General features: G+C 47.5%; 18 protein-coding genes. 16 read left to right on the top strand and 2 right to left on the bottom strand.

Translation table 11 applies throughout. The features are described 5' to 3' along the window. Nucleotides 1–26 precede the first annotated feature (26 nt). Complete coding sequence (locus ACFVVF_RS02770; RefSeq protein ID WP_387805175.1) at nt 27–491, top strand: VOC family protein; 465 nt, start codon at nt 27–29, stop codon at nt 489–491. Nucleotides 492–610: 119 nt separating this feature from the next. Here the strand turns inward: ACFVVF_RS02770 and ACFVVF_RS02775 are convergent, their stop codons facing one another. Beyond that, nucleotides 611–1,228 (bottom strand): NUDIX hydrolase, encoded by a 618-nt coding sequence (locus ACFVVF_RS02775; protein WP_387805177.1) that lies wholly within the window; start codon nt 1,226–1,228, stop codon nt 611–613. Continuing rightward, a complete protein-coding gene (locus ACFVVF_RS02780) occupies nt 1,218–1,883 on the bottom strand; it encodes an HAD family hydrolase (RefSeq protein ID WP_387805179.1) in 666 nt (221 codons plus the stop codon). Before ACFVVF_RS02780 ends, ACFVVF_RS02775 begins: the two co-directional genes overlap by 11 nt. Before the next feature lie 273 nt (nt 1,884–2,156). Between ACFVVF_RS02780 and ACFVVF_RS02785 the strand changes: the two genes are divergently transcribed. The 15 genes from ACFVVF_RS02785 (at nt 2,157) to ACFVVF_RS02855 (ending at nt 26,844) form a co-directional block, all read left to right on the top strand. Beyond that, nucleotides 2,157–2,360 (top strand): VOC family protein, encoded by a 204-nt coding sequence (locus ACFVVF_RS02785; RefSeq protein ID WP_387805181.1) that lies wholly within the window; start codon nt 2,157–2,159, stop codon nt 2,358–2,360. Between the two features lie 118 nt (nt 2,361–2,478). Next, the gene (locus ACFVVF_RS02790; protein WP_387805183.1) at nt 2,479–2,790 is read left to right on the top strand and encodes an SMI1/KNR4 family protein; all 312 of its coding nucleotides are present in this window, start codon (nt 2,479–2,481) and stop codon (nt 2,788–2,790) included. Beyond that, nucleotides 2,791–2,937, top strand: a complete 147-nt coding sequence (locus tag ACFVVF_RS02795) for a hypothetical protein (RefSeq protein ID WP_387805185.1) — start codon at nt 2,791–2,793, stop codon at nt 2,935–2,937. Nucleotides 2,938–3,169: 232 nt separating this feature from the next. After that, nucleotides 3,170–3,790 (top strand): hypothetical protein, encoded by a 621-nt coding sequence (locus tag ACFVVF_RS02800; RefSeq protein ID WP_387805188.1) that lies wholly within the window; start codon nt 3,170–3,172, stop codon nt 3,788–3,790. A gap of 3 nt (nt 3,791–3,793) precedes the next feature. Next, nucleotides 3,794–4,234 (top strand): GNAT family N-acetyltransferase, encoded by a 441-nt coding sequence (locus tag ACFVVF_RS02805; RefSeq protein WP_387805189.1) that lies wholly within the window; start codon nt 3,794–3,796, stop codon nt 4,232–4,234. 150 nt (nt 4,235–4,384) lie between these two features. After that, the gene (locus tag ACFVVF_RS02810) at nt 4,385–4,585 is read left to right on the top strand and encodes a hypothetical protein (protein WP_387805191.1); all 201 of its coding nucleotides are present in this window, start codon (nt 4,385–4,387) and stop codon (nt 4,583–4,585) included. Nucleotides 4,586–4,790: 205 nt separating this feature from the next. Next, nucleotides 4,791–5,606 (top strand): aldo/keto reductase, encoded by an 816-nt coding sequence (locus tag ACFVVF_RS02815; protein ID WP_387805193.1) that lies wholly within the window; start codon nt 4,791–4,793, stop codon nt 5,604–5,606. Between the two features lie 274 nt (nt 5,607–5,880). Next, nucleotides 5,881–9,327, top strand: a complete 3,447-nt coding sequence (locus ACFVVF_RS02820; protein WP_387805195.1) for a DUF4132 domain-containing protein — start codon at nt 5,881–5,883, stop codon at nt 9,325–9,327. A 351-nt stretch (nt 9,328–9,678) separates the two neighbouring features. Then, complete coding sequence (locus ACFVVF_RS02825) at nt 9,679–10,245, top strand: hypothetical protein (protein WP_387805196.1); 567 nt, start codon at nt 9,679–9,681, stop codon at nt 10,243–10,245. An 18-nt stretch (nt 10,246–10,263) separates the two neighbouring features. Then, nucleotides 10,264–10,830, top strand: coding sequence for a hypothetical protein (locus ACFVVF_RS02830; protein ID WP_387805198.1), 567 nt, complete (start codon nt 10,264–10,266; stop codon nt 10,828–10,830). A gap of 239 nt (nt 10,831–11,069) precedes the next feature. After that, entirely contained in the window at nt 11,070–11,678 is a 609-nt protein-coding gene (locus tag ACFVVF_RS02835) for a hypothetical protein (protein ID WP_387805200.1), read from the top strand. Further along, entirely contained in the window at nt 11,679–12,701 is a 1,023-nt protein-coding gene (locus ACFVVF_RS02840) for a leucine-rich repeat domain-containing protein (protein WP_387805201.1), read from the top strand. Nucleotides 12,702–12,801: 100 nt separating this feature from the next. Further along, complete coding sequence (locus tag ACFVVF_RS02845; RefSeq protein WP_387805203.1) at nt 12,802–13,863, top strand: glycosyltransferase family 2 protein; 1,062 nt, start codon at nt 12,802–12,804, stop codon at nt 13,861–13,863. 425 nt (nt 13,864–14,288) lie between these two features. Further along, on the top strand, nt 14,289–14,672 hold the full coding sequence (gene panD / locus ACFVVF_RS02850; RefSeq protein ID WP_387805205.1) for an aspartate 1-decarboxylase: 384 nt from the start codon (nt 14,289–14,291) through the stop codon (nt 14,670–14,672). A gap of 25 nt (nt 14,673–14,697) precedes the next feature. After that, nucleotides 14,698–26,844, top strand: coding sequence for an amino acid adenylation domain-containing protein (locus ACFVVF_RS02855; protein ID WP_387805207.1), 12,147 nt, complete (start codon nt 14,698–14,700; stop codon nt 26,842–26,844). Nucleotides 26,845–26,900: the final 56 nt, after the last annotated feature.

Here is a 26,900-nt window from a genome sequence, read left to right on the forward strand (position 1 = left end):
TTATAACAAAAAGGAGGAATTAATCGATGTCAGCAATTATATATTTAAACTTTAATGGTGAAGCCGAACAAGCAATTGATTTTTATGCGGAGGCTTTGAGTGCCCAGGCAGTCAAAAAAGTGAAATTCAATGATATCCCGCAAGATCCGAATTACCCATTGCCGGAAAATGAATTAAATATGATCATGGAATCTTCTATCGAATTTGCTGGCGGGAAAATGATGATGTCGGATATTTTGCCTTCCATGACGGCGGTAACAGGGGAAGTCGTGAAAGGAAATAATGTCATGATCAGTGTCATTAATGAAGATAAGCAAATATTAGAGCAATACTTTAGCCAGTTGTCCGTTGGCGGTCATATTGTAATGCCTTTGTCGGCGGTACCTTGGTCATCGTGCTTTGGAATGCTCGTCGATAAGTTCGGAGTATCCTGGAAATTTAACAGTGATGCTGATAAGTTTCTTGATCAAGTTATTTCAAATAAAGGTTAATACTTTCTGAAAAAATGGTCTTGCTCATATAAAAGTAATAAACAATAAGCTCCCAATCGGCTTGAATGGAAATCTCCATTTACCGATTGGGAGCTGCTCTGCATATGATCTTATTAATTTTAATCAAGGATAACTTCTTTAGCTGGATTCTCAAGAAACTCGAACATGGTTTTAATTTGTTCTGCAGTATTTCTCTCAAGGGAAAGTTCAGGCAGATCGTCATGCTCGAAGAAATCAACCGCGCTTGTTTCTACACCTGTTGCAGCTTGTCCTCCAACAATCTCACATCGAATAAATAACTTATAGACATGATAGGGTTCTGGGGGATGATTGTGAAATTTCTTGTCTAATACAGCTAAAAGGCGAACGGGTACGACATCAAAACCAGATTCTTCTTTAATTTCTTTCACTGCTATTTCCGTTGGCGATAAACCAATATCGGCCCAGCCCCCTGGTAAAGCCCATGCCCCGTCAAGCTTTTCCCGAACTAACAGTATTTTATTCCCATTAAAAACAACGCCGCGAATATCAACTTTAGGAGTCGCATAACCAGATTCATTTGCAAATGCAAGTGAAATTTTCTCTTGGCTGACAGAAGTATAGTTAGATAAGATATCTACACTAATCTGCCTCAGTTCCTCATATCGTTCGAGATCATAAACGTCCTTGGCATAGGTTAATCCTATTTGTGCAATAGCTTGTATCTGTTTTGCCCACTCCAACCACTTAGTTTCCATGGATAACACTCTCTTTCTCCAGAAGTTCACGAAATTCAGTGACACTGTCAAAAATACCGTCCGGCGATACATCGTAGACAAGACTTTGGTAAGTAGATAACCAACGGACGCCATAAGTACGTACCCCAGCAGCCTTACCTGCGAGTATGTCCGCATTGCTGTCACCTACAAATAAAGCATCCGACTTATCTATGCCCAAAATATTTAATGCTTTATTTATTCCTTCGGGATCTGGTTTAGCTTTATCAACGTCATCCCCTGTAATAGTAATATCGAAAAAGCTTAGTAAATGTAAAGCCTCAGAAGATATCTGAAAGGCCCGCTTACTTTTTCCAGTTATGACTCCAATTTTGATCCCTTTTTCCTTCAAAAAATGAAGTAAACCTACAATTCCTTGATCGTTCTGAAAATCATCGAAATGACCCTTTTCGTATAACGAGTAATAATCCTCTATAGCTTGTTGTACTAGCACTTTATCTTTGAAGTTTTCCCCAATAATGTATTCCGCTGTCGGACCAAACATTGCAATAAGTTCATCGTTGGTAACATCTCTATTATCATATTGCTTAAACACTGTTTTAAACGCAATGAACGATAACGGCAAAGTATCAGCAAGCGTTCCATCAAAATCAAATAATACAACTTTAATTGACATACAAAGAACACTCCTTAGATCCAGATGGTAAATAAAACTAATTATAGTAGAAGAATTCTACTATTGCCATAAATGAATTTTAAATGCAGATGACTCTTGATTCTCTTCGAACCCGGCAGGAACCAGTTTACCGCCCGTTTTATAGATGTCTGCGGATTTCTGTAATACGATCATGATCATCATCCCTTATCATTGAAATAGAAAGTATATACCAATTGATCGAAAAGGAGCTTATAATAATGACAAACACATCCAAATTACGCGGAATGGCAAATGTTAGTTTTGGGCGGAGGATCTCAAAGCTGCAAAAGAGTGCTGGATGAGTTAAAAGAACTGGGAGCTTCTGAATATAAACCCCGTATAGAGCGTGGCGTTGACTGGATCACCGCATCGGTCGTAGATCCTTTTGGCAACATCATTGGTTTGATCCACAGCCCGCATTATAAAGAAATATGGAATTCGATTCATCAATCTTAATACACAAACAATACCTAATTTTGCCTTATTGCATGTATTTTTCACAAGATGCCGGATAATTAGAACTAGAACTGAGGGATAAGAGATGAGTAGCATAATATGGGAAAACCCATCAAGCATGATAACAGTAAGTATGATTAACGAGGTTGAACACACACTGGACGTAAAGTTCCCAGAAGATTTCGTGAAAATTATTATCGAGCATAATGGAGCGGGACCAAATCCAGCTGTTTTCAATGTAAAGAGTACAAGCAAAATATTCGGATATCTTTATTCCTTTCACGCGGCCGACTCCAATTTCATACTTGAAGTCCACCAAGCAATAAAGTGCATGCTTCCTGAAAAAGTTATTGCAATAGCAAATACGGCTGGTGGAGACTTTATTTGTTACGATTTCTCAGAGACAGATCCTGCCCTAGTATATGCATGAATGGATGCGCTGATTTCAAAGGATGATCTTACCGATGAGGAATTGGAACAACCAGAATTAGTTGACAGATTGAAACGGGAAGGAATACATCCTCTTGCACCAACTATGTCAGATTTGGTAAAAAGACTCTACGTGCCTGAAGATTAGCAATTATGCTGGTTGTCTAACTTAGTTATATATCTGAAATAGAGAAATATAACATATAAAAAAGCTGTCGTTACATACGGCAGCTTTTTATTGCATGTATGATGGTTAACAAAGGAGCCCCATCCTGTGTATAGGAGGGACTCTTCAAGCTTACGAAGGTTTAAATTAATAAAACAAGAGCAACTTTTTCCATTTATTAGAGCGTCTTTATATATGAGGAGGGGCACACATTATGAAGCCGAAATATCTATTATTTAGCGTAAGCTGTGGTTTAGCATTGACTATCGGAATTGCTGCATATACGAATGGGAATGTGAACAAGTACCCTAATCAGCAACAAGTAAGGCTTAGTTCTGCTAAACTCCAAGTTTATAATTTTGAAGAAGCAGTAAAGAATTCTGATTTGATTATAAAAGTTGAAATCGGAAAGAAAGTAAGAGAATTAATAGAACCAAGCGCTAAAACACTTTTCCAAGCGACAATTATTGATGAATGGAAGGGAGATCCATTATTAGAATCAAAAGAAATCAATATTCTTCAGCAGGGCAATAGCCAGTTGACCTTCAACGATAATGACTTATTTGTCGAAAGAGATCGTTATGTGCTGTTCCTCAAGAAAGCGGTAACCGTATCTGAGCCTAATACTTATTGGATATTAGGAGAAGAAACAGGTATCTATAAGGATGATAGTAGCGGTAAACTTGTCAAACAATCATTGTATGATAAACAGTTGGAAGATATTGAGGACAAGATACTTACAGCTAATCTCCAAAAGAAAAATAGGAAGGAAGTTCAAGTGATTGACGAACAGCTATTGAAAGAAAAAATCATGGCATCAAATGAAGGATTGTAAAAGGTGGTGATTCCCTTAATTAACTTAAAAGTTTTAAGCGATTTTAGCGACGTGAAATATCTGTTGTCTGAATGCATGTGGTCAGACGAAGAGAGGATTCATGCCGAACTAATTAAGTATCTAGAAGATGACACTAGAGAACTTTTTGGCAGGTTCTTTGGTGATGAGCTAGTGGGGTTAATTGGGACAATATGCGGCTCAATTGGTGAATCGGAACTAAAACACATGGCTATAAAGCCAAATTATCGCGGCAAAGGTCTTGGAAGACAGTTGATATATGAATATATGAAAACCAAAGATCTTGTAAAAATGAAAGCTGAAACGGATAAAGATGCGGTGGGATTCTATACCAAGCTTGGGTTCTCGATAATAAGCCTAGGGGAAAAATACCCTGGTGTAGAACGCTTTGAATGTACGTTGTTGCGACATAAAGAATTGAGCTAAATAGATCATTAAGAAATAAAGGCAGTCGGTCGTAACGATCGGTTGCCTTTATTTTATTTAATGGTCTTCATTTTCTTTCTCAATGTCATATGGATCTTAGCCTTATGTTAGGCTGTTCCTATTCAGTGCTTTAGGAAAGGGAGGATTACGATGGAGCGGGATATGACAAGTCAAATTACGGATGATTTTAAAAGAAATCAGGATGTGCTTGCGGCCATCGGGAATGAGACACGCCAATCGATATTGATTGCTCTGGCTCAGGGATCACAGAGCTTAGGCATGCGAGTAGGAGAAGTTGAACGGCTTACCCATTTGTCTCGTCCTGTATATCTCATCACCTTAGAGTACTAAAGGATGCCGGCATCGTTGGTGTTCATAGGGAAGGGACAAAAAACTATTATCGGCTAAATGCTAAAAAAGCAATGTTGGATTTACGAGGCCTGATTGATCAGGTCTTGCTGCTATGCGATTAAAAAATGGATCAATCCTAAGTTCAAAGGAGAATACAAATGAGTCCGTTTATTGAGATTGTTAATGGCGTTAAAATATTCCTCGAGTGGGGTTTGGCGTATACAAAATCAAACAAAATAAGAACTTTGAAAAAACCATTAATGAAGCGATTCAAGCGGGATATCGCCATTTTGATACGGCACGAATTTACGGCAATGAAGAAGCATTGGGCAATGCAATACGGAATAGCGGGATTGCTAGAGAAGATTTTTTTCTAACCTCTAAAGTGTGGACAACCGATTTGGGGTACGAAGGGACATTACGGGCTTTTGAGAAAAGCTGCAGAAGACTGAATACGACCTATCTTGATATGTATTTGATTCATTTTGCCGGACCCGGTTTTGTCGATTCTTGGAGAGCATTAGAGAAATTATATACGGAAGGCAAAATAAAAGTGATTGGTGTAGCCAACTTTGAGATCGAGCATTTCGAGCAATTAAAGAAGCAGACTAAAATAATGCCGATGATTAACCAAATTGAGACACATCCCCGATTTCAACAGCAAAGGCTGCGTGAATATATGTCGCAACATCAAATTTTGCATGAAGCATGGGGGCCATTGGGGCAGGCGAATAAGTCTTTGCTGGAAAATGTGACGCTACAAACGATTGCAAGCCGCCATCAGAAGACGGTTGGACAAATTATTTTACGCTGGCATTTATATCGCGACACTATCGTCATACCAAATTCTTCGAATCCTCGCCGGATCAAAGAAAATATAGATGTATTTGATTTCAATTTGAGCGAAGAGGAGCTGGAGCAGATCGCCTTATTAGACACCGGGAAAAGATATGCTGTAAATCCAAAAGGACTGCAAGTAAATCCGATTTATGTAGGACTAACGAAGCTCTTTTTAAAGTAGTACCGACTGTCTTAATAGAGCGAGACGATCTCATTGCATAAAACGACAAGAAAACAGACAAAGGGCAGCGAAAACGCTGTCCTATTTTGTCGTGTGGGCGATATAATAAAATAGGAATATCGTGGGATTCCTATTAGAATGATGTACTAGAGAAAGTTGATAATTCACAAAAATAAACAGAATATTATTTCTTATATGACTTATTTAATTCTTAATTAAGATAACAAACTGCTAAAGCATTACAGAATGGAGTGATTCGTGCGTGGCGAAAGGCATGGCGACAACAAGAGGTCTTGATCAATTGCTGATTGACATCGGGCTTGATGAACTAACAGCTGCATGTAGCGTACAATACATTGAAGGGGAGGGAGAAATGCCGACGGGATTGCCGTTTATCACATTCCGGAATCATGATCGGGACGGTATCGGACGAATCTGGACTCATTTTCGAAAGCTTCATTTAAAGGGGCTTGAACCAGAACAGATTGGAAAACTGCTGACTATTATGCTCCATATTGGCAGACAATCATTTCTTGAAGCTAGCTGTGGATATGTAGAGGATGTCCTTTGGCGAAGAGGATGCCTGACGATGGTAAGCAGCTACGATATTCCGCTGGAAATCGTATGGGAATGGTTTTTTGAGCACCACGAATTATCGAAGCGCTTGGAAGAACACCGAATCACTTTTCTAGATCAAGTCGCTCAAATAGAACCGGCATTAATGCAAAATCAAGCACAGCAATTAAGCAGCTTCGATGACTTAATCATAGCAGTTGCCCTTTCAAAGGCGGGGCAATCAAGCTCTGATACAGCAAACCGTTTTGAGAAGGCGTTCATTCATTGCATTGAGCGTGAGCTTAAATTTGATCATCAAACATCATCGCTTGCTACTTCAATTCTGCATGCGATACTCAGTGATGCTGATAGTGCCGCAATCAAATTACTCATGAAAGAAGTGAAATGGGGCTACATAGATCGTGACCGGTGGTTACATAAGGCGGTCTATTTGGCAGGGGCAACAGAAGCGTACACTCCTTTTTCAGAGTCGTTCATCCGGTTTCTCATCTTGTGGGATCTTTCATTCTTCTACACAGTCTACTCCGGAGCCATTCCGGAAAGGTATGAAGAACGGCGTCTGCGGATTCCCGATTATTATGAGCGATACGGTTTCCCGCGAGAGGTTTATATTAGTGAGCTATCAAATCATTACGATCATCAAGATCTGCTTCGAGCTGAACTACTCAGAGATCGAGCTTGCTATGAACGAGCGATCTTGCGCTCTTCCAAACTTGAGACGCTGCATCTCTGCCAAATACTTTGGGAAATCGACGATGAACATCCTTATTTGAAGCATATGGAGGAGCAATTTCTGTTTAAGATAGAGGAAATCCTGCAAACTGAGCAATTAACAGCAGAGGAATTACATCTAAATATGGCCTACTTCCGGGGAGATCAGCTCTCCTCTGAATTGAAAGAGATATGGAGTGGTTATAAAAAGAATGGCTTGTCATTCCGCGGTTTGTACATCGCTCAGCATCTATTGCAACATTCTTTTCTCTTTAACCGTGTCATCTGTTTTCTTGCGCATACGGATGAAGATACTTTAATAATTCTTTGCAGGTGGTCCTTGGAGCCGCAGATGTTGCCATACAGCTTCTTCATCGAGGCTTATAGGCAAGAGGGCGGAGCGATGCAGGATTTGATGCCCTATATCGTTAATACGGCTCAAATTGAACGTGCTCATATCGATGAACTGGCTTGGTACCAGCTTACGTTAGCTTATGTTAAAGCTAACATGGATGAACTCAGCAGCTATTTCATTGCTTATTTGCATACGCAAGTGAATACGCCCCAAGCAAAATCTTTCGTTCTTACTCTGCTCATGACGCATGACGCACAAAGGCACGCCGTAATTGTCATTCCTTATTTAGCGGATGACAGCAAACTGGTTAGGAACAAAGTCGTTGTACTTTTGTCATCCAATACCGATCAGGCAGAAGCCATCCTGCCGCTGCTTGCCCATAAAAAACCAGCCGTTCGCGAGAGCGTCGTACGTCTGCTAAGTCAATGGGATAGCAAAATGGTCAGACAAGAGCTGCAAGCATTGTATAAGCGTGAGAAGAACGCCAAGATCAAAGAACTGATAGCCAATGCACTGCAAGATAAGCTGGGAATACCGCTTCAAGAAGCAATGTCAGTTTCTGCCGAAATTAATATTGCTCATCTGAACTGGATTGAGCTCGAGACGCTTCCTCGGATGCGATTACGAGCATCTAATGAGCTTGTCGACGAAACAGTAACGTATGCAATCTTGAATGCCTATGCTGTTCAAGAGGAAATCAATCGCAACTGGAAGGCTCAGGAGCTAGCCGCACTGCTAAAAGCAGAGGATTTGTCTGTGCTGGCTAACGAAGTGCTGCAGCGGTGGCTTGGCCAGGGAGCGCCTGCGAATAGAAAGTGGGTAATGGCCTTCGCGGCCGCATTCGGCGATGAGCGTGTCGTGCTTGCACTTCAAGCACGTATCCTGGCATGGCCGCTTGAATCGCGGAGCGCAATCGCATGTGAAGCCGTGAAGTCACTGATGTTGTCTCCGTTAGAATCGGCGCTGCTGTTTATTGATCAAATTTCGCGCAAATTCAAATTCAATCAGGTGAAGCAAGCGGCTGTTGCAGCATTCGGTCAAGCAGCAAGGATAGCAGGCATCTCTACAGAGGAGCTCGCAGACCGGGTTGTACCACATCTGGGATTCGATGCAAATGGATGCCTAACCGTCGATTATGGTCCAAGACAGTTCACGCTGCAATTGATGCTGAATCATGAAATTCGCATTACAGACAGAAGCGGTAAGATCTACAAAACTTTGCCCGCTCCCGCTGCTGCGGACGATGTGGACTTGGCTGCGGCAGCTTTAATGGAAGCTAAGCAACTGAAGAAACAACTCAAATCTGTCGTAGAGTCTGTGAAAATTCGGTTAGAGCAGTCTTTTGCAACGAGAAGACGTTGGACTTACGTCGCTTGGCACAAGCTGTTCGTGGACAACCCGGTTATGCATGTTTTTGCATCAGGACTCGTATGGGGCGTGTATAGGGACGAAGTGCTTGCAGCCACATTTAGAGTTGCAGAAGACGGCAGCTTCTCTTCTGAGGATGAAGATAAGGTTGTTTTATCGGAGGGAGATTTTATCGCTTTGATCCATCCTCTGGAACTGGAAGAGGGGTCAAGAAAGCGATGGATTCAACAGCTCGCGGATTATGAAGTGACGCAGCCTCTGCTTCAATTGACAAGAAATACGTTTACTGTATTGAACGAAGAAGAGAACGTCTTGAACATTATGCGTTTCGCAGGAGTCACGATCAATGGCTTATCGCTTCTTGGCGGGCTCACTAAATTCGGCTGGTCGAAAGGCTCGATCCTGGATGGCGGCTCTTATATTGATTTTTACAAAGAGCATGAATCCATGGGTATCGGCGTACAGTTGGCTATCAGCGATCTTTCCGTCGGGATGGAAGACGAGACGGTCACAGTTTATGAAATGGATTTTTACAGTGCCGGCAAGGTTACACGAGGAAGCTACATTTATAGTGAAATTAAGGATGAAGACCGCATTCTTCCGATGAATGTTCCGAAGTCACTGTTCAGTGAACTGTTATTTGAAGTGGATACTGTTCTGGCAAAGCGGCTTGGTTTTAACGAAGATTGGCAGTTGAATCGACGCTCTTAACCAACAAGTTTATAAATATATGGTATGGATGTACGTGCTTTATAACTAGCAGCAAAACAAACAGCTTTTTATAGAAGAGTCAGAGTGTAGAGAAATCCTATGATATTCAAAAACATCGGGTTTCTCTTTTGTGTTATAGGGATTGATTTTTAAATTGATCCGATTGATATAGGACTTACGAAACCCTTTTAAAAACATTTCCAAACTGAGGCTGCTTCAAATACCGGAATTCAGGTAAAAAGTAGGTAGATTCCGAATAAAAGAACTTTATAATGGAATTAGATGTAAATTAATTGGTGTTATTCAATTGCTAATGAGCATATAGCACCTTTTATTTGTAGGAGGTTACCCGTGGGGAGATCATTCGCTAATTTGCATATGAAGTCGAAAAACCTTGAGAAGACGATCGATGCACTGAGAGAACTGAGTAAAGAGCACTCCAAAGTATTGGGCAGAAATGAAGCTCAAGAGACCGAAGAAGTCTTTTACATAAGCCAAAGCAACGAGAACTGGATCAGTGTGCTCCATGAATATTTTGTATGGGGTACGGTGAAGAAAGTCGGCAGAACATTGTCCCTGTTTACCGGGGAGCCAGTGATCACCGCTGCGTATATGAACGAGGAATTATTGGAGTTGTCGATATTTGCGGACGGAAACTTGCAAGCTGAAAGAATCTTTAGCGAGCCGTGGACGAGGGAAGAATATGAAGAGCTTAGAGAAGAACGGATTAATGATGACTATCTGGTAAAAGCGTTGAACATCCCAGCTGAGGATATTGACGCTCTGTTAAAGCTGACTAGTCCAGAACAAGCGGCAAATAAGCTGTCGGAGCTTCTGCATATATCATTATGGAGCGATTTCGAGTGGATTCCGTACGAAGAAACGCTGCAAAATCAATTTGTGAAATATGAGTTTTAAAGATCTAAGGAGGCATGAATGAAGCTAGATTTTTTATTAAATACATATGGAACATGCGTTGGTCAATTAAGAGATGAACTGCTGCCGTTAGAAGAATTGGCGGAAACATGGAAGTTTCCGTATAATATTCATTTTGTCTTGCGTGTTTTGCCTGAAAGCTACGGGCGGAAAACATTCAGACGTTTTGATAGCAGGGATCACGCTCTATATGTAGACATCAACATCATTTATGAGCACTATCAACGGCTGTCTAAAAATGAGCAGCGCGAAGCTTTAGGTATTTATCTTTATCAGTATATGTCGGAATCTGTAGCCAAATATAAAAAGCACGCAGACAAGGAAACACAAGATCAATTGTTGATCCTCGTCAAAAACTGGATGTTAGAAAAAAATTGGCTGGATGGGAAGATCCATAGAGCAAGGAGACTGCTAGCTCAAAATATGGGGCTTTACGAGGTCAGCCAACAGCTGCAAATGCCTTTGGAAGAAGTGGAATATATTCTTCTCCGCATGCATGACTATGAGCCAGCCGAAGCTCATCCGGATAATAGTGCAGCAGAAAAAGCCCCGCCATATCCTTTGTAAATATATATAAATCGGAATCCAAAATGTAGAATCCGATATTTAATAACGGAAGAGGGGCGATTTTTATGAAAATGACACCGGAATTAGAAGCGCTGGCGGCTGAAATCGCCGGAGCAGCCAGAACGGCCTTCCGCACTCTTTTTGAAAATGGCGAACGCTACTATTATTGCACACTCTATACTTAGATTTTGAGATTAGTCGTGCCCAAGGTAATCATGGCGCAATTGGGGGTGAAATAAATGAACCGGTTAAAACACAGCGGATTCTATAAGCTTAAATTTCTGATCACACCAGAAGAATTTAAACATGTGATGAAGCTTTTCGAGCAGCAACAAGCACAATTTAATCATACGAATTATGCGCAGACCAAACATGACTACAAACAAGTGTATGAGGCGTATGAAAAGTTTTATCAATATTTTACAGTACAAGAAAAGCCGCAATACCACCCTTACTTTGTCTATTCGATTTCATTTGCTGCTGGGAACGAAAGCTCTGGATTTTTTGTAAGAAACGAAAATATCAGCTTTCCATATCTCGGGCAATGGGCAGAAGATGAATTGCCATCTATCATGCTTTCTTTGCCGAAAGGATTTCAAATTAATTTGGAGGACCAGAAGTATTATGTTTATGAGGATATCCGTGAACATCAGCCGGTAACGTATACATTCTATACCGATATAGTTAACGATATTAAGAAAATCACAAAGCCGTTCCGTTTTTTTGTACCTGGAGCAGATGCCGTGCAAGAGCAAAAGCCGCCTGTTCGCATAAGCAAAAATGCAGCTGCTGACCTGATGAACGCTTGGATTTTTAAAAAATACAAGCTTGTTATGGGAGGTTTATGAATGCGCAAGAAATGGAAACGAAAAATTCTGATTAATGATCCTGTTGCGCTGGATCGGGTGCAGATTAAGCAGGACTTGCGCGACGGTAACCAAGTGATTGTTCAATTCTCTCACCCGGATTTTTATGGCTCTATATTGGAGGAAGTGGATGAGCTTTGCGACCGTTTGGATGAAAACTTTGGCGTACGTTTCTACGGGCATAAATCCATCTCGTTCGATGGCCGTACGCTCCTCAGGATTCCTCATGTCAAAATGCTGCATCTCAATTCTCTAGTCCAGGCGCATAACACGGATGCATTGGCCGGGCTGGGACACTTGTACAGTTTACATCTGGGGATATATGAGCTGGAGAATCCGGATATTTTGGGAATAGATTCGCTGCAATCATTAAGAGATTTAACTTTTATTTCGGATAATAAGGTCATCAACCTGCAGTATTTCAAAGAGTTCTCTCATCTTCAGCAATTACATATTGGGGGCAAAGTGAAAAACCTGGATGCAATAGGCCATCTAGAAGGTTTAGATTACCTTGCGCTGCATTCGATTAGCAAATTACCGTTACATTTTATAAACCGATTGAAGAAGCTGAAGCATCTTCGCATTTTGCTTGGCGGGCGAGAGCATATTCAGGAAATCGAAGAGAATGATATCGACGATTTAGAGCTCGTTAGAATCCGGGGTTTTCATGACTTGAGCAATATTACGAAGTTCCGAGCACTGACAAGTCTTAGGATTGAGGATCAAGCCAAGCTGCTGGAAATCGGATTTGATCGCGGGATGGAGGCGCTGGAGGAGATAACCATTTCGAATTGTAAAGGGTTGACTCATTTACCGGGAATAGAACAGCTGCCGTCGTTGCGCAAGCTTCGCATTATGAGGACAGCCATCGATTTTGACTCCTTCATCGCGCAAGAGCTTCCGAGTGCATTGTCCGAATTGGAATTCACAACCTCCAAAAGCAAAGCAGATCAAGAAATAGAAGATTCCTTACTCAAGCTGGGTTATCACAAATGGAGCCTATAGATCAACCTCCTTATACTTTTTGTACTTGACGGCTTTCCTTTCTGCTTTTAAACTGACGTTGATTTAAAGTAAGCACTTTGCAACGATTGGAGTGAAGCGAATGGAGCCGTTAATAAGTATTGTTATGCCAACGTACAATCGTGCGAACATCATTTCCGGGGCGATCGAGTCTATCTTGAATCAGTCTTATGCCAACTGGGAGTTGATCGTCGTCGACGACGGCAGTACCGATCATACCGAAGAGGCAATCCGCGAGTGGACACGCAAAGATGACCGGATCCGCTATGTATGCAATGAACGGGCAAAAGGACCTGGCGGTGCGCGGAATACGGGGATGCTGGCGGCGAAAGGGGAATATGTAGCGTTTCTTGATTCCGATGACGAATGGTATCCTTGCCATTTGACCGACAGTATGAGGACACTTGACCTGACAAAGGCGGACATCAGCTTTGCGCTATGGGTCGAACAGCATGGGGACATTACCACTTATAACTTCGACAATGAGGTTGAGCGGTACTGGCTGCAAGCAATGCGAACAACTTTCGAGACATGGAATGACGGAGAGACGATTGTTTTTGAAAAAGGATTGTTCGAAGCGTTCTTGTCACATACGCGCAATTTTTTTCAGCTGAATACGATGGTATTCCGCCGGAAGCTGCTGGACGAAGTCGGCTTGATCAACGAACAGTTTCATCTGGGGGAGGATACGACCTATCTGCTCCGTTTTTTCGACAAGTACAAAATTGCGCTGCAGACCAAGCCTCATTCCGTCTATCATGAATCCCCCGACAGCCTCTATTTCTTCTGCGACCGCTGGCAGTTAGATCCCGATACGATTCATCTCAACAAGGAAATATATATAAAAATCGAAGGACTTAGCTTCAAATCGATCAAAGTGCGTGAGCATATCCGGGAATTGGTCGACAAGTCGGATTCCATCAGCAATAAAGCGAAACAGCTCTCTTACATTGACATCGGCATTGCAAGTAAATACTATACGCTAAGCTATTTGAACCGCTGCGACCGTAAAACGGCGCTCCGCTACTGCCGCCAATCCCTCCGCTACAAGATTTCGATTTTTAATCTGTTTTTGTTTGTCAAATTGCTGGTTTCAAGCAAGACCGGGAGTGTTTTTTTGCAAAAGGCTCTCAATCTATGGTAGATTTTATCAAAAAAAGTAAAAGATTTTCCCCCTCTATTATATAATTTTCACCCTTTCACAACTAAAAGATTCGCACTACTATAAGGGTATGCTTCAATAAATTTCCTGCTTCACACCTTTTATCGCTTTAATCCTTCACCGCTACACCTGATTAAACCATTCTGCTCAGCATAACCTCGTTTTAAAACATGATCTGACCCAATCAGCAGTACTCCACGCAAAATCATGAATTTTCTAGTTAGCAAGTCCCCTCACTTGGCACCAAGATCCCACTCCTAAGCATACGCATGCTCAAATCTGAACAAACAGCCGCATTGGCAAATAGCCGTACAGAAATTCACTTTGAAAGGCTTGATTGAAATAGCTTTAAGTTTCTCAGCTAGTGTTTCTATTTTTCCAAACCACTCCAAAAGGAGAGTGAATTTATGTTCAGAGAGATGCATAAGTCCAAAATTCACCGTGCTGTTGTGACAGAGGCTAATTTGAATTACGTTGGGAGCATAACGATTGATCAGAACATTTTGGATGCATCGAATATTTTAGAAAACGAAAAAGTGCAAGTAGTCAATATAAATAATGGAGCCAGGCTGGAGACGTATGTCATCTCTGGTCCAAGCGGCTCCGGTATGGTGTGCTTGAACGGCGCCGCTGCCAGACTGGTTCAGCCGGGCGACCGCGTCATTATTATATCTTACGCAATGATGGAGGATTCGGCAGCCCGCACCTATCGCCCGCATGTGGTCATTATGGACGAGCATAATCGTATCGTGACGGAGGATTATCAAGAACTCCACTCCACAACGGTGTGATAAAACACAGAACGGAGGGCCGCCTATGACAACCATCCGTAATTTGTCTGGTGTATTGCTGGCACATAAGGAAAACGATGCAGGAATTCGATTTTGCGAAAGCGGTCAGGAGCGCTATTTATCGTACGGCCAATTACTTGCATTGTCCAGAAGAGCGCTTCATCTGCTGCGCCAGCGGGGTCTTGAACCAGGCGACTTTGCTGTCATGCAGACGGAAGGTAACGAACGGTTCATCCTTCTGTTCTGGGCTTGCGTGCTCGGCGGCATTGTCCCTGTACCTGTAACGGCAGCCCGCACGGACGAAGGTCGCAACAAGCTAATTCAGGTATGCAAGCAGCTGGAAAACCCGAGATTACTTTGTGATGAAGAGCTTTGGCCAGGCATTCAAAGCTATGCTTTGAAGCACGGCGAGGGGGAGACGCTTACCCGGCTGGAGTCCGGCAGTGTACCGATTGCAGAGGTGCTTGCGGCAGCTGCGGATGAAGGCCGTCCCGAGGCTGATCTCTATGAGGCAGCCGAGACGGATATGGCATTCATCCAGTTTACATCGGGCTCAACCGGAGACCCGAAGGGAGTCGTGCTGACGCATGGCAACCTGTTGTCGAACATGGCCGCCATTGTTCACGGTGCGAAGTCCACAGAACGGGATTCTTCGCTAAGCTGGCTTCCGCTGACGCATGATATGGGGCTTATCGGCTTTCATCTGTCGCCGCTTTATTGCGGCATGAATCAGCTGCACTTGCCGACCTCGACGTTTGTGCTTCATCCGATGAAATGGCTGGAGCTTACTCATCAGCATCGGGTGACATGTCTCTCTTCTCCCAATTTCGGTTATGTGCATTTTCTGCAGCACTGGAAGCCGGAAGGAGCAGCGGAGTGGGATTTGTCTTGCGTTAGGCTGATCTTTAACGGTGCTGAGCCTATTTCTTCTGCTCATTGCCGCGAGTTTCTGAAGGCGATGAAGCCTTACGGGTTGAAGGAGAATTGCATTTTTCCCGTATACGGGCTTGCAGAAGCGAGTCTGGCTGTGACGTTTCCTGGCACGGATGAGCATCTCAACACCGTAAAGCTTGAGCGCCAATCGCTGGCTGTCGGACAGCCTGTGCGTATTGCCAATCATGAGGATCACACCTCAATTGAATTCGTTGATCTTGGCTTTCCAGTACAAGAGTGCGAGTTGCGCATTTGCGACGAAGCGGGGAACACTGCGGCAGCAGGCACTATTGGCCTGATTCATATTAGGGGCGGCAATGTTACAAGCGGTTACTATAAGCGGCCCGATGTAAACGAGCAGATGATTTCCCCAAACGGATGGCTGAACACCGGGGATCTCGGTTTCCTGTTGGAAGGCCGTTTATATGTGACCGGCCGCATGAAGGACGTTATTTTTGTCAACGGGCAGAATGTGTATCCCCATGACCTGGAAGCGCTAATCAGCATCCTGAAGGGGGCAGAAATCGGGAAAACGGCGATTGCAGCCATTCAGGATGACACGACCAAACGGGATGAGATCGCCGTTTTCATTCAGCATCGCGGCAAGATTAGCGGGTTCGTACCGCTGATGTCTGAGGTGAGAAGATTATTGAACGGGTCCGCCGGCCTGAACGTTGCTTATGTTGTTCCTGTTCGGCGAATTCCAAAGACGACCTCCGGTAAAATTCAACGCTATGTACTGGCGGAAGCGCTGCGCCAAGGCGAGTTTGCGGAGGCGCTTGACGATCTTGCAGTGCTGGAAGCAGCTGCTGCATTGGGGCACAGTAATGCGGAAGACTGCGCTGCATTGCGCGCGAATATCGGACTGGAGCCAGCTTCGGGAACGGAGAAGCGGATCATGTCCATCTGGTGTGAGGTATTGAACAAGGATTACATAAGCCGTGAGGACGGTTTTCTTGAACAGGGAGGCAATTCGCTTAAGGCAGCATATGCCGCCGCCAGGCTGCAAGAGGCGTTTGGCGTCGAGCTTACCCTTACCGAGCTGTTCTTGTATGATAAAGTCCGTTCACTTGCCGCTTTGCTGGAGCAGAAGATGCAGGAGGGCGTAAGCACCGCTTTTGCTGTTTCTCCAACGGTAACCAAAGCAGAGGTGCAGCATGTTTATCCGGCGACATTGGCGCAGAAGCGGCTATTCCTATTGGAAGAGCTGAATCCCGGGCTGCTCAACTATCATCTGCCTTTTGCGGTTCAAGTGAAGGGGCCGCTCGATATTGCGTTATTCCGTTCGGCATGGCAGTCCCTGATCGAACGGCATCCGGCGCTGCGGACGTCCTTTTATAGGGAAGAAAGCCATGTGATGCAGCGCATCGATCAGATGGTCGAGCTGCCTCTTGCCGTGATTGACGGAAGCGGCTGGACGGCGCAGGAGCTGATGCAGCATCAGCACAGCTTCTTACAGCCGTTTTCTTTGGAGCAAGCACCGCTGCTGCGCATGGAGCTTATTCGCATGGAGAGCGAGTTCAGCATACTGCTGCTGGATATGCATCATATCATTACGGACGGCACGTCGATGGGCATTTTGATGGCCGATCTTATGCGGTTTTATGAAGGGAACTCAGCTAAGCCATTGTCCATTCATAGCGGGGATATTGCACTATGGGAGGAAGCAGGCCGTAACGGCGGCTGGCTGGAGCAGCAAAAGCGGTACTGGGAAGAAACCTTCGGGGACGGCGTGCCGTCTATAGCACTTCCGACCTCTTACCCAAGGCCTCAGTCGCTAAGCTATCGCGGGGCAATTGAGGTCTTCGAGCTGGAGCCGGAGCTCGCTGAATCTCTGCGGGCATTAGCTAGACGTCAGGGGGTAACGTTATATACCGTTCTGCTGTCCATTTACTATACGCTGCTTGCGAAGTATACGGGCGAATCCGATATCGTAGTCGGCACAGCAGCCGCGAGACGGATGCGGCCAGAGCTGCAAAGCGTAGTTGGAATGCTGGTCAACATGGTTCCGATTCGTCTTCACGGACAAAGCGGTGTTCGCTTCGATCATTGGCTGAAGCAGGTTCATGGGCAGGTGCTGACGGCACTTGGCAATGGGGATGTGCCATATGAAGAAATAGCGGAGCTGGCGAATGTGAACCGGGAATACGGGCGGAATCCACTATTCGATTCGGTGTTTACGCTGCAAAACATGGAGCTGCCCGAATGGAGGAGCAAGGATGTCGTTTATACCCGCCAAGCTATCGACAGCGGATCGGCCAAGTTCGACCTGACTTGGGAGTGCGTGGATACCGGTGAAGGAATCTCCTTTTCGCTGGAATATGCGCTGGATTTGTACGAAAAGCGAGCCGCTGCACAGTGGGCCCGGCATTATACCGCGCTCGCCCGGGCAGTCGCCGCACAGCCGTATGCGACACTTGACGAGCTTGATCCAGTCGATGAGCAAGAGCGGGCACTGCTGCTCGAACTGAGCCGTTCATCCGCCGCGCCTGCACAAGATCTGTCACTGCACCGGCTGTTTGAACGTCAAGTACGGGAGACCCCGCAGAACATTGCCGTTGAAATGGGCAATCTGGCGTATACCTACAGCGAGCTGAACGAACGTGCCAATCGTTTCGCGCGTATTCTTGTGAGCCGCGGCGTTACGCCAGGGGCGAAGGTCGCTCTGCTGCTGCTGCGGTCGCCAGATATGATTACTGGGATACTGGCTGTGCTGAAAGCTGGAGCTGTCTATGTTCCGATTGACCCGCAGTATCCCGAAGAGCGGATTTTGTTCATGCTGCAGGATACAGAAGCGCGGGTTATTGTAGCTGCGGATGCAACGATGGGGACGGGCAACCGAGCTGCAGGTGACAGCATCGATGTTGTCAACATGGATGAACTCCATACGAGAGGGAACGATGAGTCCGGCCATAATTTGGATAACGACAGCAATGGTGATTCTTTCGCCTATATCATGTACACATCCGGCTCGACAGGCAAGCCGAAAGGGATAATGACCACTCATCGCAATGTGTCCCGGATTGCCGTTCATACCGATTATGTAAGGATTTCAGAAAATGATGCGCTGCTGCAGCTCTCGAATTATGCCTTCGACGGTTCAACCTTCGATGTGTACGGAGCACTGTTGAACGGTGCGAAGCTGACGCTGGTTGGCGAGGAAGAAGTTGCCGATGTTCTGTCGTTGAGTGAACTGATTAAAGAAAAAGGCATTACCGTGTTCTTTGTGACCACGGCGCTGTTCAATACACTGGCCGATCATGGGCTTGATGCGCTGCGCGGCTTGCGCCATATTCTATTCGGCGGAGAGCGTGCTTCTGTACCGCATATCCGCAAAGCACTCCGTGCACTTGGACCAGGTGTGCTGCTGCATGTCTACGGTCCTACAGAAACGACCGTGTTCGCAACCTGCTATCCGATTACGGAGGCATGGGACGAACAGGGACAGGCTGCTGTGCCGATCGGGGCGCCCATCGCGCGTTCAGAGACACTGGTGCTGAATGAGCAGGGCCGATTGCAGCCGGACTGGGTGCCGGGCGAGCTGTGGATTGCGGGCGACGGTGTCGCATCAGGCTATGTGAATTTACCGGAGCAGACGGCTTTGAAATTCAGGCCGCATCCGTTCCGTGAAGGTGCAACAGTCTACAGAACCGGCGACCTGGTGCGCCGCTTGCCTGATGGAAATCTGGAGTTTTTGGACCGTATCGATAGTCAGGTCAAGCTGCGTGGTTACCGGATTGAATTAGGCGAAATCGAAAGCAGGCTGCTGGAGTGTACGAGCGTCAAGGAAGCCTTTGTAACGCTAATTGAGAATGATGGCGCACCATATTTATGCGCCTATATCGTTGCGGAGCAGGCCGAGGGGCAGGCAAGCATTAAGATCCAGTTGACTGGCAAGCTGCCTGCATTTATGATCCCAGCCGCCATTGTACAGTTGGAGAAGCTGCCGCTGAACGGGAGCGGCAAGGTGGACAAAAAAAGTCTGCCTGCGCCAGAGCGGACAGTCCAGCACGAAGCACCTGCTACAGAAACCGAGATCATTGTCGCAGAATTGTGGCAGGAAGTGCTTCATGCAGGAAAAGTTGGCGTGCTGGACCACTTTTTTGAGCATGGAGGCCATTCACTGAAGGCAGCATCATTGACATCGGCCATCTACAAGCATTGCGGGGTACGCATGCCGCTTCAGGAGGTTTTCAAGCTGCCGACAGTCAGAGAACAGGCGGCTTGGATCGACAAGGCAGCTAAGGAAGCATATGAACCTGTTACGGTGGCGCCTAAAACTGCCTCCTATCCGCTAAGTCCGCCACAGCGGCGTATGTTTTTAGCAGAAAGCATGGCTAATATCGGGCTCACTTACCATATACCGCTTGTGCTTAAACTAACGGGTACGGTGGATGAGAGCAGAATCGAGCGAGCGCTTCAGAAGCTGGTTGACCGGCATGAACCGCTGCGGACCTCCTATCATTGGATTGACGGGATTCCTGCCCAGATCGTACATGATTCGGCTGCCTTTGTCCTGCAAAGAGCAGAACTGACGGAGACAACGCTAGCGGAATACATGAGACAGTTTTTTCAGCCGCTTGATCTTGCCGCAGCACCGATGCTTGCTGCATGCTATTGCCGGCCTGCTTCAGAAGGGGCGGAGGCCTATCTGCTGTTCAACATCCACCACATCGCTGCGGACGGCATATCCGTCAAGCTGCTGCTGGAGGATTTGACTGCATTTATTGAAGGAGCGGAGCTTGAGCCGCCAGTTCTTCACTACAAGGATTATGCCAACTGGCACGAGCAGCAGTCCGGCTCGGAGCGGGCTAGAGCAAGTCGGGTATTTTGGAGAGAGCAGCTTGCAAAGCTGCCGGCACCGCTCGATATGCCACTTGATCACACGCGCGGCGACCGCCAGACGTTTGCAGGTGATACGTATACCTTTCACATTCCGGCGGCGCTCACCGCGCGGCTGAAAGAGACAGCCGCAAGTGCCGGAGCGAGCTTGAACAGTTGGCTCTTTGCGGCTTATGCGCTGCTGCTCAAGGGAATAGCGCATCAGTCGGAATTTGTAATCGGTTCTTTGGCTGCCGGCCGGGCACATCCCGACACGGAACAAATGATCGGCATGTTCAATCAGTTTTTGCCGATAGTGATGCAGGTAACGGACGAAATACCGATTACGACGCTAGTTGGTGAGACCCATCGACGTTTGCTTGCTGCCTATAGTCATGGCGATGTAAGCTTCGAGCACATGATGGAGGCAGCCGGGGATCATCATGACCCATCGCGCAACCCGCTATTCGATACGATGCTGATTCTTCACAATCAGTTCGAAGATGAGAAGCTGGCGTTACACGGGAATGGTTGGAGCATGGAGCCTCTGCCCGTCAGCCACGGCACATCCAAGCTGGATTTCAAGCTTGATCTGTACAGCGATGGAGATAGCGGTCATAGAGCAGAGCTAGAGTATAATACGGATTTATTTCATAGAGACACAATGGAAAGGCTGGCTGCTCGGCTGCTTTACATTTTGGAGCAGACGGCAGGCAATCCTGACCTGATCTGCGGGGATGTCGTCATGACAACGCCTGCCGAAGAAGACGCTTTTGCGGCATGGAATGATACGGGGAATTCATATCCGGTGGATCAGACGATTCACGGATGGTTCGCCGAGTCCGCTCGGCAGTGGCCGAATCGGACGGCAGTACGTTCAGCCGAAAGTACGCTGACCTACGAGGAGCTGAATGACCGTGCCGACCGAATGGCTGTCGTTCTAAGAAGCAAGGGAGTTGCTATCGAATCAATTGTGCCGATTGCCGCGCAGCGCTCGTTGTCTATGATGATTACGATCATGGCCGTGCTAAAGGCGGGCGGGGCCTATTTGCCAATTGACCCGGAGCATCCGCCTGAGCGGATCCGAGGCATTCTGGAGGATAGCGGAGCCAAACTGCTTCTGGCGGGTGCCAAGTGGGCGCATACGCTCCCGTACTTCGATGGAGAAACGCTGGATTTGGATGACCTGGCTGCTGCTGTATCGGAGCTGCCATTGGGCGAAGAAAAAGTCGACCTGCCGTCTCAAGCTGGCCCCGAGCATTTGGCGTATGTCATTTATACGTCAGGCTCCACCGGCAAGCCGAAAGGCGTTATGGTCGAGCACCGCGCGGTGATCAACCGGCTGAACTGGATGCAGACGGCGTATCCGCTGAATGAGCACGACGTTATTTTGCAAAAAACACCAATCACATTCGATGTTTCGGTATGGGAGCTGTTCTGGTGGAGCTTCGCCGGCGCCTCGCTTTATTTGCTTGAGCCGGGCGGGGAGAAGGAACCGTCACTCTTGCTGCGCGCCATTGAAGAGCAGGCGATTACGGTGATGCACTTTGTGCCGTCGATGCTGGGGGTCTTTTTGCCCTATGCAGCTGACAGCGGAAGGGGAGGCGAGCTTCATTCCCTGCGATACGTCTTTGCGAGCGGCGAAGCTCTCAAGCCTCGCCATGTCACAGACTTTTACAGCCTCATTGATCGCGGCGACAGCGGGTGCCGACTCATTAACTTGTACGGTCCGACGGAAGCAACGGTCGATGTTAGCTACTATGATTGTCCGGACGCTCAAACAGGTACGATTCCAATCGGCAAGCCTATTCATAACATCCGGCTCTATATCGTGGATGAAGGGATGAGACCACAGCCGATTGGTGTGTCGGGGGAATTGTGCATCGCGGGTGCCGGTCTTGCGCGAGGCTATCACAACAGGCCGGAGCTGACGGAGCAAAGCTTTGTTCCGAATCCATTTACCGCAGGGGAAAAGCTGTACCGGACTGGCGATCGCGCAAGATGGCTGCCGGACGGCAATATTGAATATTTGGGCCGCTTCGACCATCAGGTCAAGCTGCGCGGTCTCCGCATCGAATGCGGTGAGATCGAGCACGCGCTTCTTGTACAGGCTGAAGTCCTCGATGCGGTAGTGACAACGGTGACAGACTCAGCGGGAGAGCCGGCGCTCTGCGCATATCTCGTGACAGTTGACGGTGAAGTGCCGCAAGAAGGCAAGCTTCGGGCTGCTCTGCAAGGACTTTTGCCGGTGTACATGATTCCTTCGTATTTTATTGCGATGGAAGCGTTTCCGCTTAGCTCAAGCGGCAAAGTCGATCGAAGCCGCTTGCCTCAGCCTCATTTCACTGCGTCGTTGGCTTGCGGCGGCGAGGCGCCGGTTACGCCGACAGAGCAGCAGCTGGCTGAGCTTTGGCGGATCGTGCTTGGTCTGAACGCCGGCGAATCAGATACTCAAGCAGCGCTCGGAAGAGACGCTCATTTCTTCCAATTGGGCGGCCATTCCTTGCGTGCCGCACAGCTTGCGGGCTTAATCGAGCAGCGTTACGGAACGGCGTTTGCAATGAAGGATGTGTTTAGTGCCCCCTTACTGAGGGAAATGGCGATTCGCATCGACAACGCGCCCCCTAACCGGCCGGCGGTTATTACCCGGGCGGTAGAGCGGCAGTTCTATCCATTGTCGCTTGCGCAGAACAGACTTTTTGTGCTGCAGCAGCTTTATCCCGACAGCACAGCCTATAATCTTCCTCTTGCTCTGAATTTGAAGGGCGAGCTGGAGCAGGACAGGCTTCGTGAGGCGATTCAAGGACTGATTGACCGCCATGAACCTCTGCGCACCAGTTTTGAATGGATAGACGGCAAGCCGGTGCAGTATGTTCATGATCGCGTTTCATTTGAACTTTCAGAGCATGCGTTGTCAGATGCTGCAGATTTAAATACATTTGCGCGTACCGTCGTCCGTCCGTTCGATTTACGAAAGGCTCCGCTAATTCGGGCATTTCTTGCGACGGACGGCGAAAGCCGGCATACGCTGCTGCTAGACATTCATCATATCGTCACGGACGGTGTATCCATGAATGTCATGGCGAACGATTTCGGGCAGCTGTATCGCGGCGGAGCCTTGCAGCCATTACGAATCCAGTATAAGGATGCTGCCGTGTGGCAGCAGGAGTGGATGGCTTCAGAGGCGAGGACGCAGCAGGAGCAATATTGGGTATCCCAGCTAGCCGGTACGCTTCCTGTGCTGCAATTACCGGCCGATTATTCGCGTCCGCCCGAACAAAGCTTCGAAGGCGCCAAGCTTGCACTGCCGATTCCAGCTGAGCTTGTCCAAGGAATCGCCAGTGCGGCAGAGCAATGGGGCGTTACGCCATTTCATATCTGGCTGGCTGCTTACCATACGTTATTGCATCTGATGACGGGGCAGGACGATCTGATTGCAGGTACGCCGATAGCTGGACGCTTCCATCCTGCAACGGAGTCTTTGGTTGGGATGTTTGTCAATACGCTGCCAATTCGCAGCGGGCCATCTGGCGAACTGCCGTTCAGAGACTTCGCCGGACAGATCAAAGAAACGATGCTTGCGGCGCTGGACAATAGCTTACTCCCCTTCGAACATATGGTGACGATGCTGGATGTGCCGCGTGATCTGAGCCGTAATCCGCTGTTTGACACGATGTTTGTCATGCAGCATATGGAGTCCGGACAGGCGGCAGCGGATGCCTTGCAATTCGAAGCGCAGGTGCCGGATAATCGCGTATCGAAGCTGGACTTGACGTTTGAGATTGCAGATCAGGGCGCCAAAGGCACGGCCTTGACGATCGAATATGCGACAGCACTGTTTAATGAAGACAGCATACGCAGAATGGCAGAGTGGTATTTCCGCATTATCTCTGTTGCACTAGCTGTGCCAGAGATCCCGCTCGGCGAGATCGGACTGCTTGACGACACGACGGCGCAAATGATAAGCCAACAATTCAATCGCACGGCTGCACCGTATGCAAGCGGCGATACGATAGAGGTATATCTCGAAAGACAAGCGGCACAAACACCACAGGCGGTTGCGGTTGCAGCCGAGGACGGACAATTGACGTATGCGGAATTGAACCAGAGGTCGAACCGGATGGCGCAGGCGATCAGAAAGCTAGGCGTCAAACGCGAAGATCGCGTAGCTGTCGTCATGGATCGCAGTCTGGAGATGATGATTGCCATCTTTGGCGTGCTGAAGTCGGGCGGCGCCTATGTGCCCGTTGCGCCGAGCATGCCGACGGAGCGAATCCGCTACATGCTGGACAATTCCGGAGCCAAGCTTGTCCTGACAAATGGCAGTGTACCGGAAGGATTGGAGACGCTTGTGCCATGTATTGACGTACATACTGCACTGGCGCATGAGCAGGATGATTTCCCAGTGGAGAAGCTGCATGATTCACGTTCGCTTGCTTATGTCCTGTATACATCAGGATCGACTGGACTGCCGAAAGGCGTCATGATCGAGCATCATTCGGTCGTCAACCGGATTGGCTGGATGCAGAAGCAATACGGACTGGACGCGAGCGGAGTCATCTTGCAAAAAACACCAATTACCTTCGACGTATCGGTCTGGGAGCTGTTCTGGTGGAGCTTTGCGGGAGCGAAGCTGGTTCTGTTGCCTCCGGGCGGCGAAAAGAACCCCGCACTCATGATAGATACGATTGCGCAGTATGGCGTAACGACGATGCATTTTGTGCCCTCCATGCTGCATTTGTTTCTGGAGCATTCCGGCCTATTGCGAGGCGAGGCGAGGCTGGAGAGTCTAAGGCATGTGTTCGCCAGCGGCGAAGCACTGACTGCGGATCAAGTGCGGCGGTTCCGCGAGCGAATCGGCATTCCATTCGATACGAGGCTTGTGAACTTGTATGGGCCGACTGAGGCGACAGTGGATGTCACCTATTACGATTGCTCGGATGGTGATCTTCCCATTCAAGTGCCGATTGGCAAGCCGATTGACAACACCTCCATTTATATCATCAACGAAGGAGGAAAGCTTCAGCCTGTCGGCATTGCCGGGGAACTGTGCATATCCGGCGCGGGTCTTGCGCGAGGTTATATCGGTCGGCCTGACTTGACAGCAGAAAGATTCGTCGATAATCCGTACGAGGCGGGCAATCTGATGTATCGGACAGGAGATCTTGCCAGATGGCTGCCTGAGGGAACAATTGAATATTTGGGCCGAATCGACCATCAGGTAAAAATTAGGGGACAGCGCATCGAATGCGGGGAAATCGAGCATGTGCTGCTTCAGCATCCAGCGGTATCAGAAGCAGTGGTTATAAAGCGGAGCCATGCTAGCGGAAGCGAATCTTTATGTGCGTACTTCGTTGGCTCCGAAGCTGTGGACCATCTGGAGCTTCGGGATTTTGCAGCGCTGCGTCTGCCGGATTATATGGTTCCTTCGACCGTAATCGAGCTGCCAGCCATGCCTCTGTCTACGAACGGAAAAATCGACCGTAAGGCACTGCCGGAGCCGAAGCTTGAGTCAGATAGCGGCACACTGTTCGTCGAAGCGGCAAGCGATATTGAGAAGGCGATTACCGCCGTATGGCGTGAAATTCTGAACCGGGATGACTTCGGCATTCATCATCGTTTCTTCGATGTGGGGGGAGACTCGCTGCTGCTGGTTAGGGTGCATCAACGGCTGGAGGATTTGTACCCTGGTTCTCTCGGTGTAACAGACTTGTTCACTTATCCGACGATATTATCACTTGCCAGCTATCTGGAGTCGAGAAACCGCGAGCTTGCAAGCTGGAGCTGGAGCGGCCTGCCGGTAGCAGATGACTGTGTCAATACCAGCTATACCACAGAACGGTTCGGCAGCATTCAGTTCCAAGTGGATACGATGGTTGCGCAAGAGCTTGCGGAGCTTGCAATATCCCGTTCGGTAACCGTTGAAGTTTTGGCTTATGCCGTATATCTGTACTTCTGGCGCGGAGAGTCCGGCATTAACCGGCTTGTGCTTCCAGCCATGACGGACAACGGACTGATTGCCCCGAAAGAAATCGACTTCGCGGAGGTGCGCAATTTCGACACGCTGCTGCATCATGCAGTCAAGCGAGTGAGCGCAGGAGATTGTTATAGCGTAAGGCAAATCAGAAAGCAGCCGCATACCGACGCCGGGTTTACCTTGTTCCCGTTATTTGCAGGCGCAGTCCGGCACGGGTTCCAGGAGCAGCTGCTGGAACGATTCGATGTTGTGCTGTATCTGAATGGCGCTTCGTCATTAGACGGTTCGGAAGGATTAGAGCTTGGCGGGGTATGGGCGTACGACGCTCGGCGCCTCAGCAAGGATGCGGTGCTGGAATGGGCTTCTGCTTATCTGGAGCTGCTGTCGAGTGTGGTCGAGCAGTATCGTGCTGCAGCAGACAGTGCGGCCTCAAGAGAGTAGCATGCCCCATACCGGGCTGTGCCTGGCCTAAGGATACATCTGACAGAAGGAAGAAA

The sequence above is a fragment of the Paenibacillus sp. NPDC058174 genome (assembly GCF_042883865.1).
In the GTDB taxonomy this organism is placed as follows: domain Bacteria; phylum Bacillota; class Bacilli; order Paenibacillales; family Paenibacillaceae; genus Pristimantibacillus.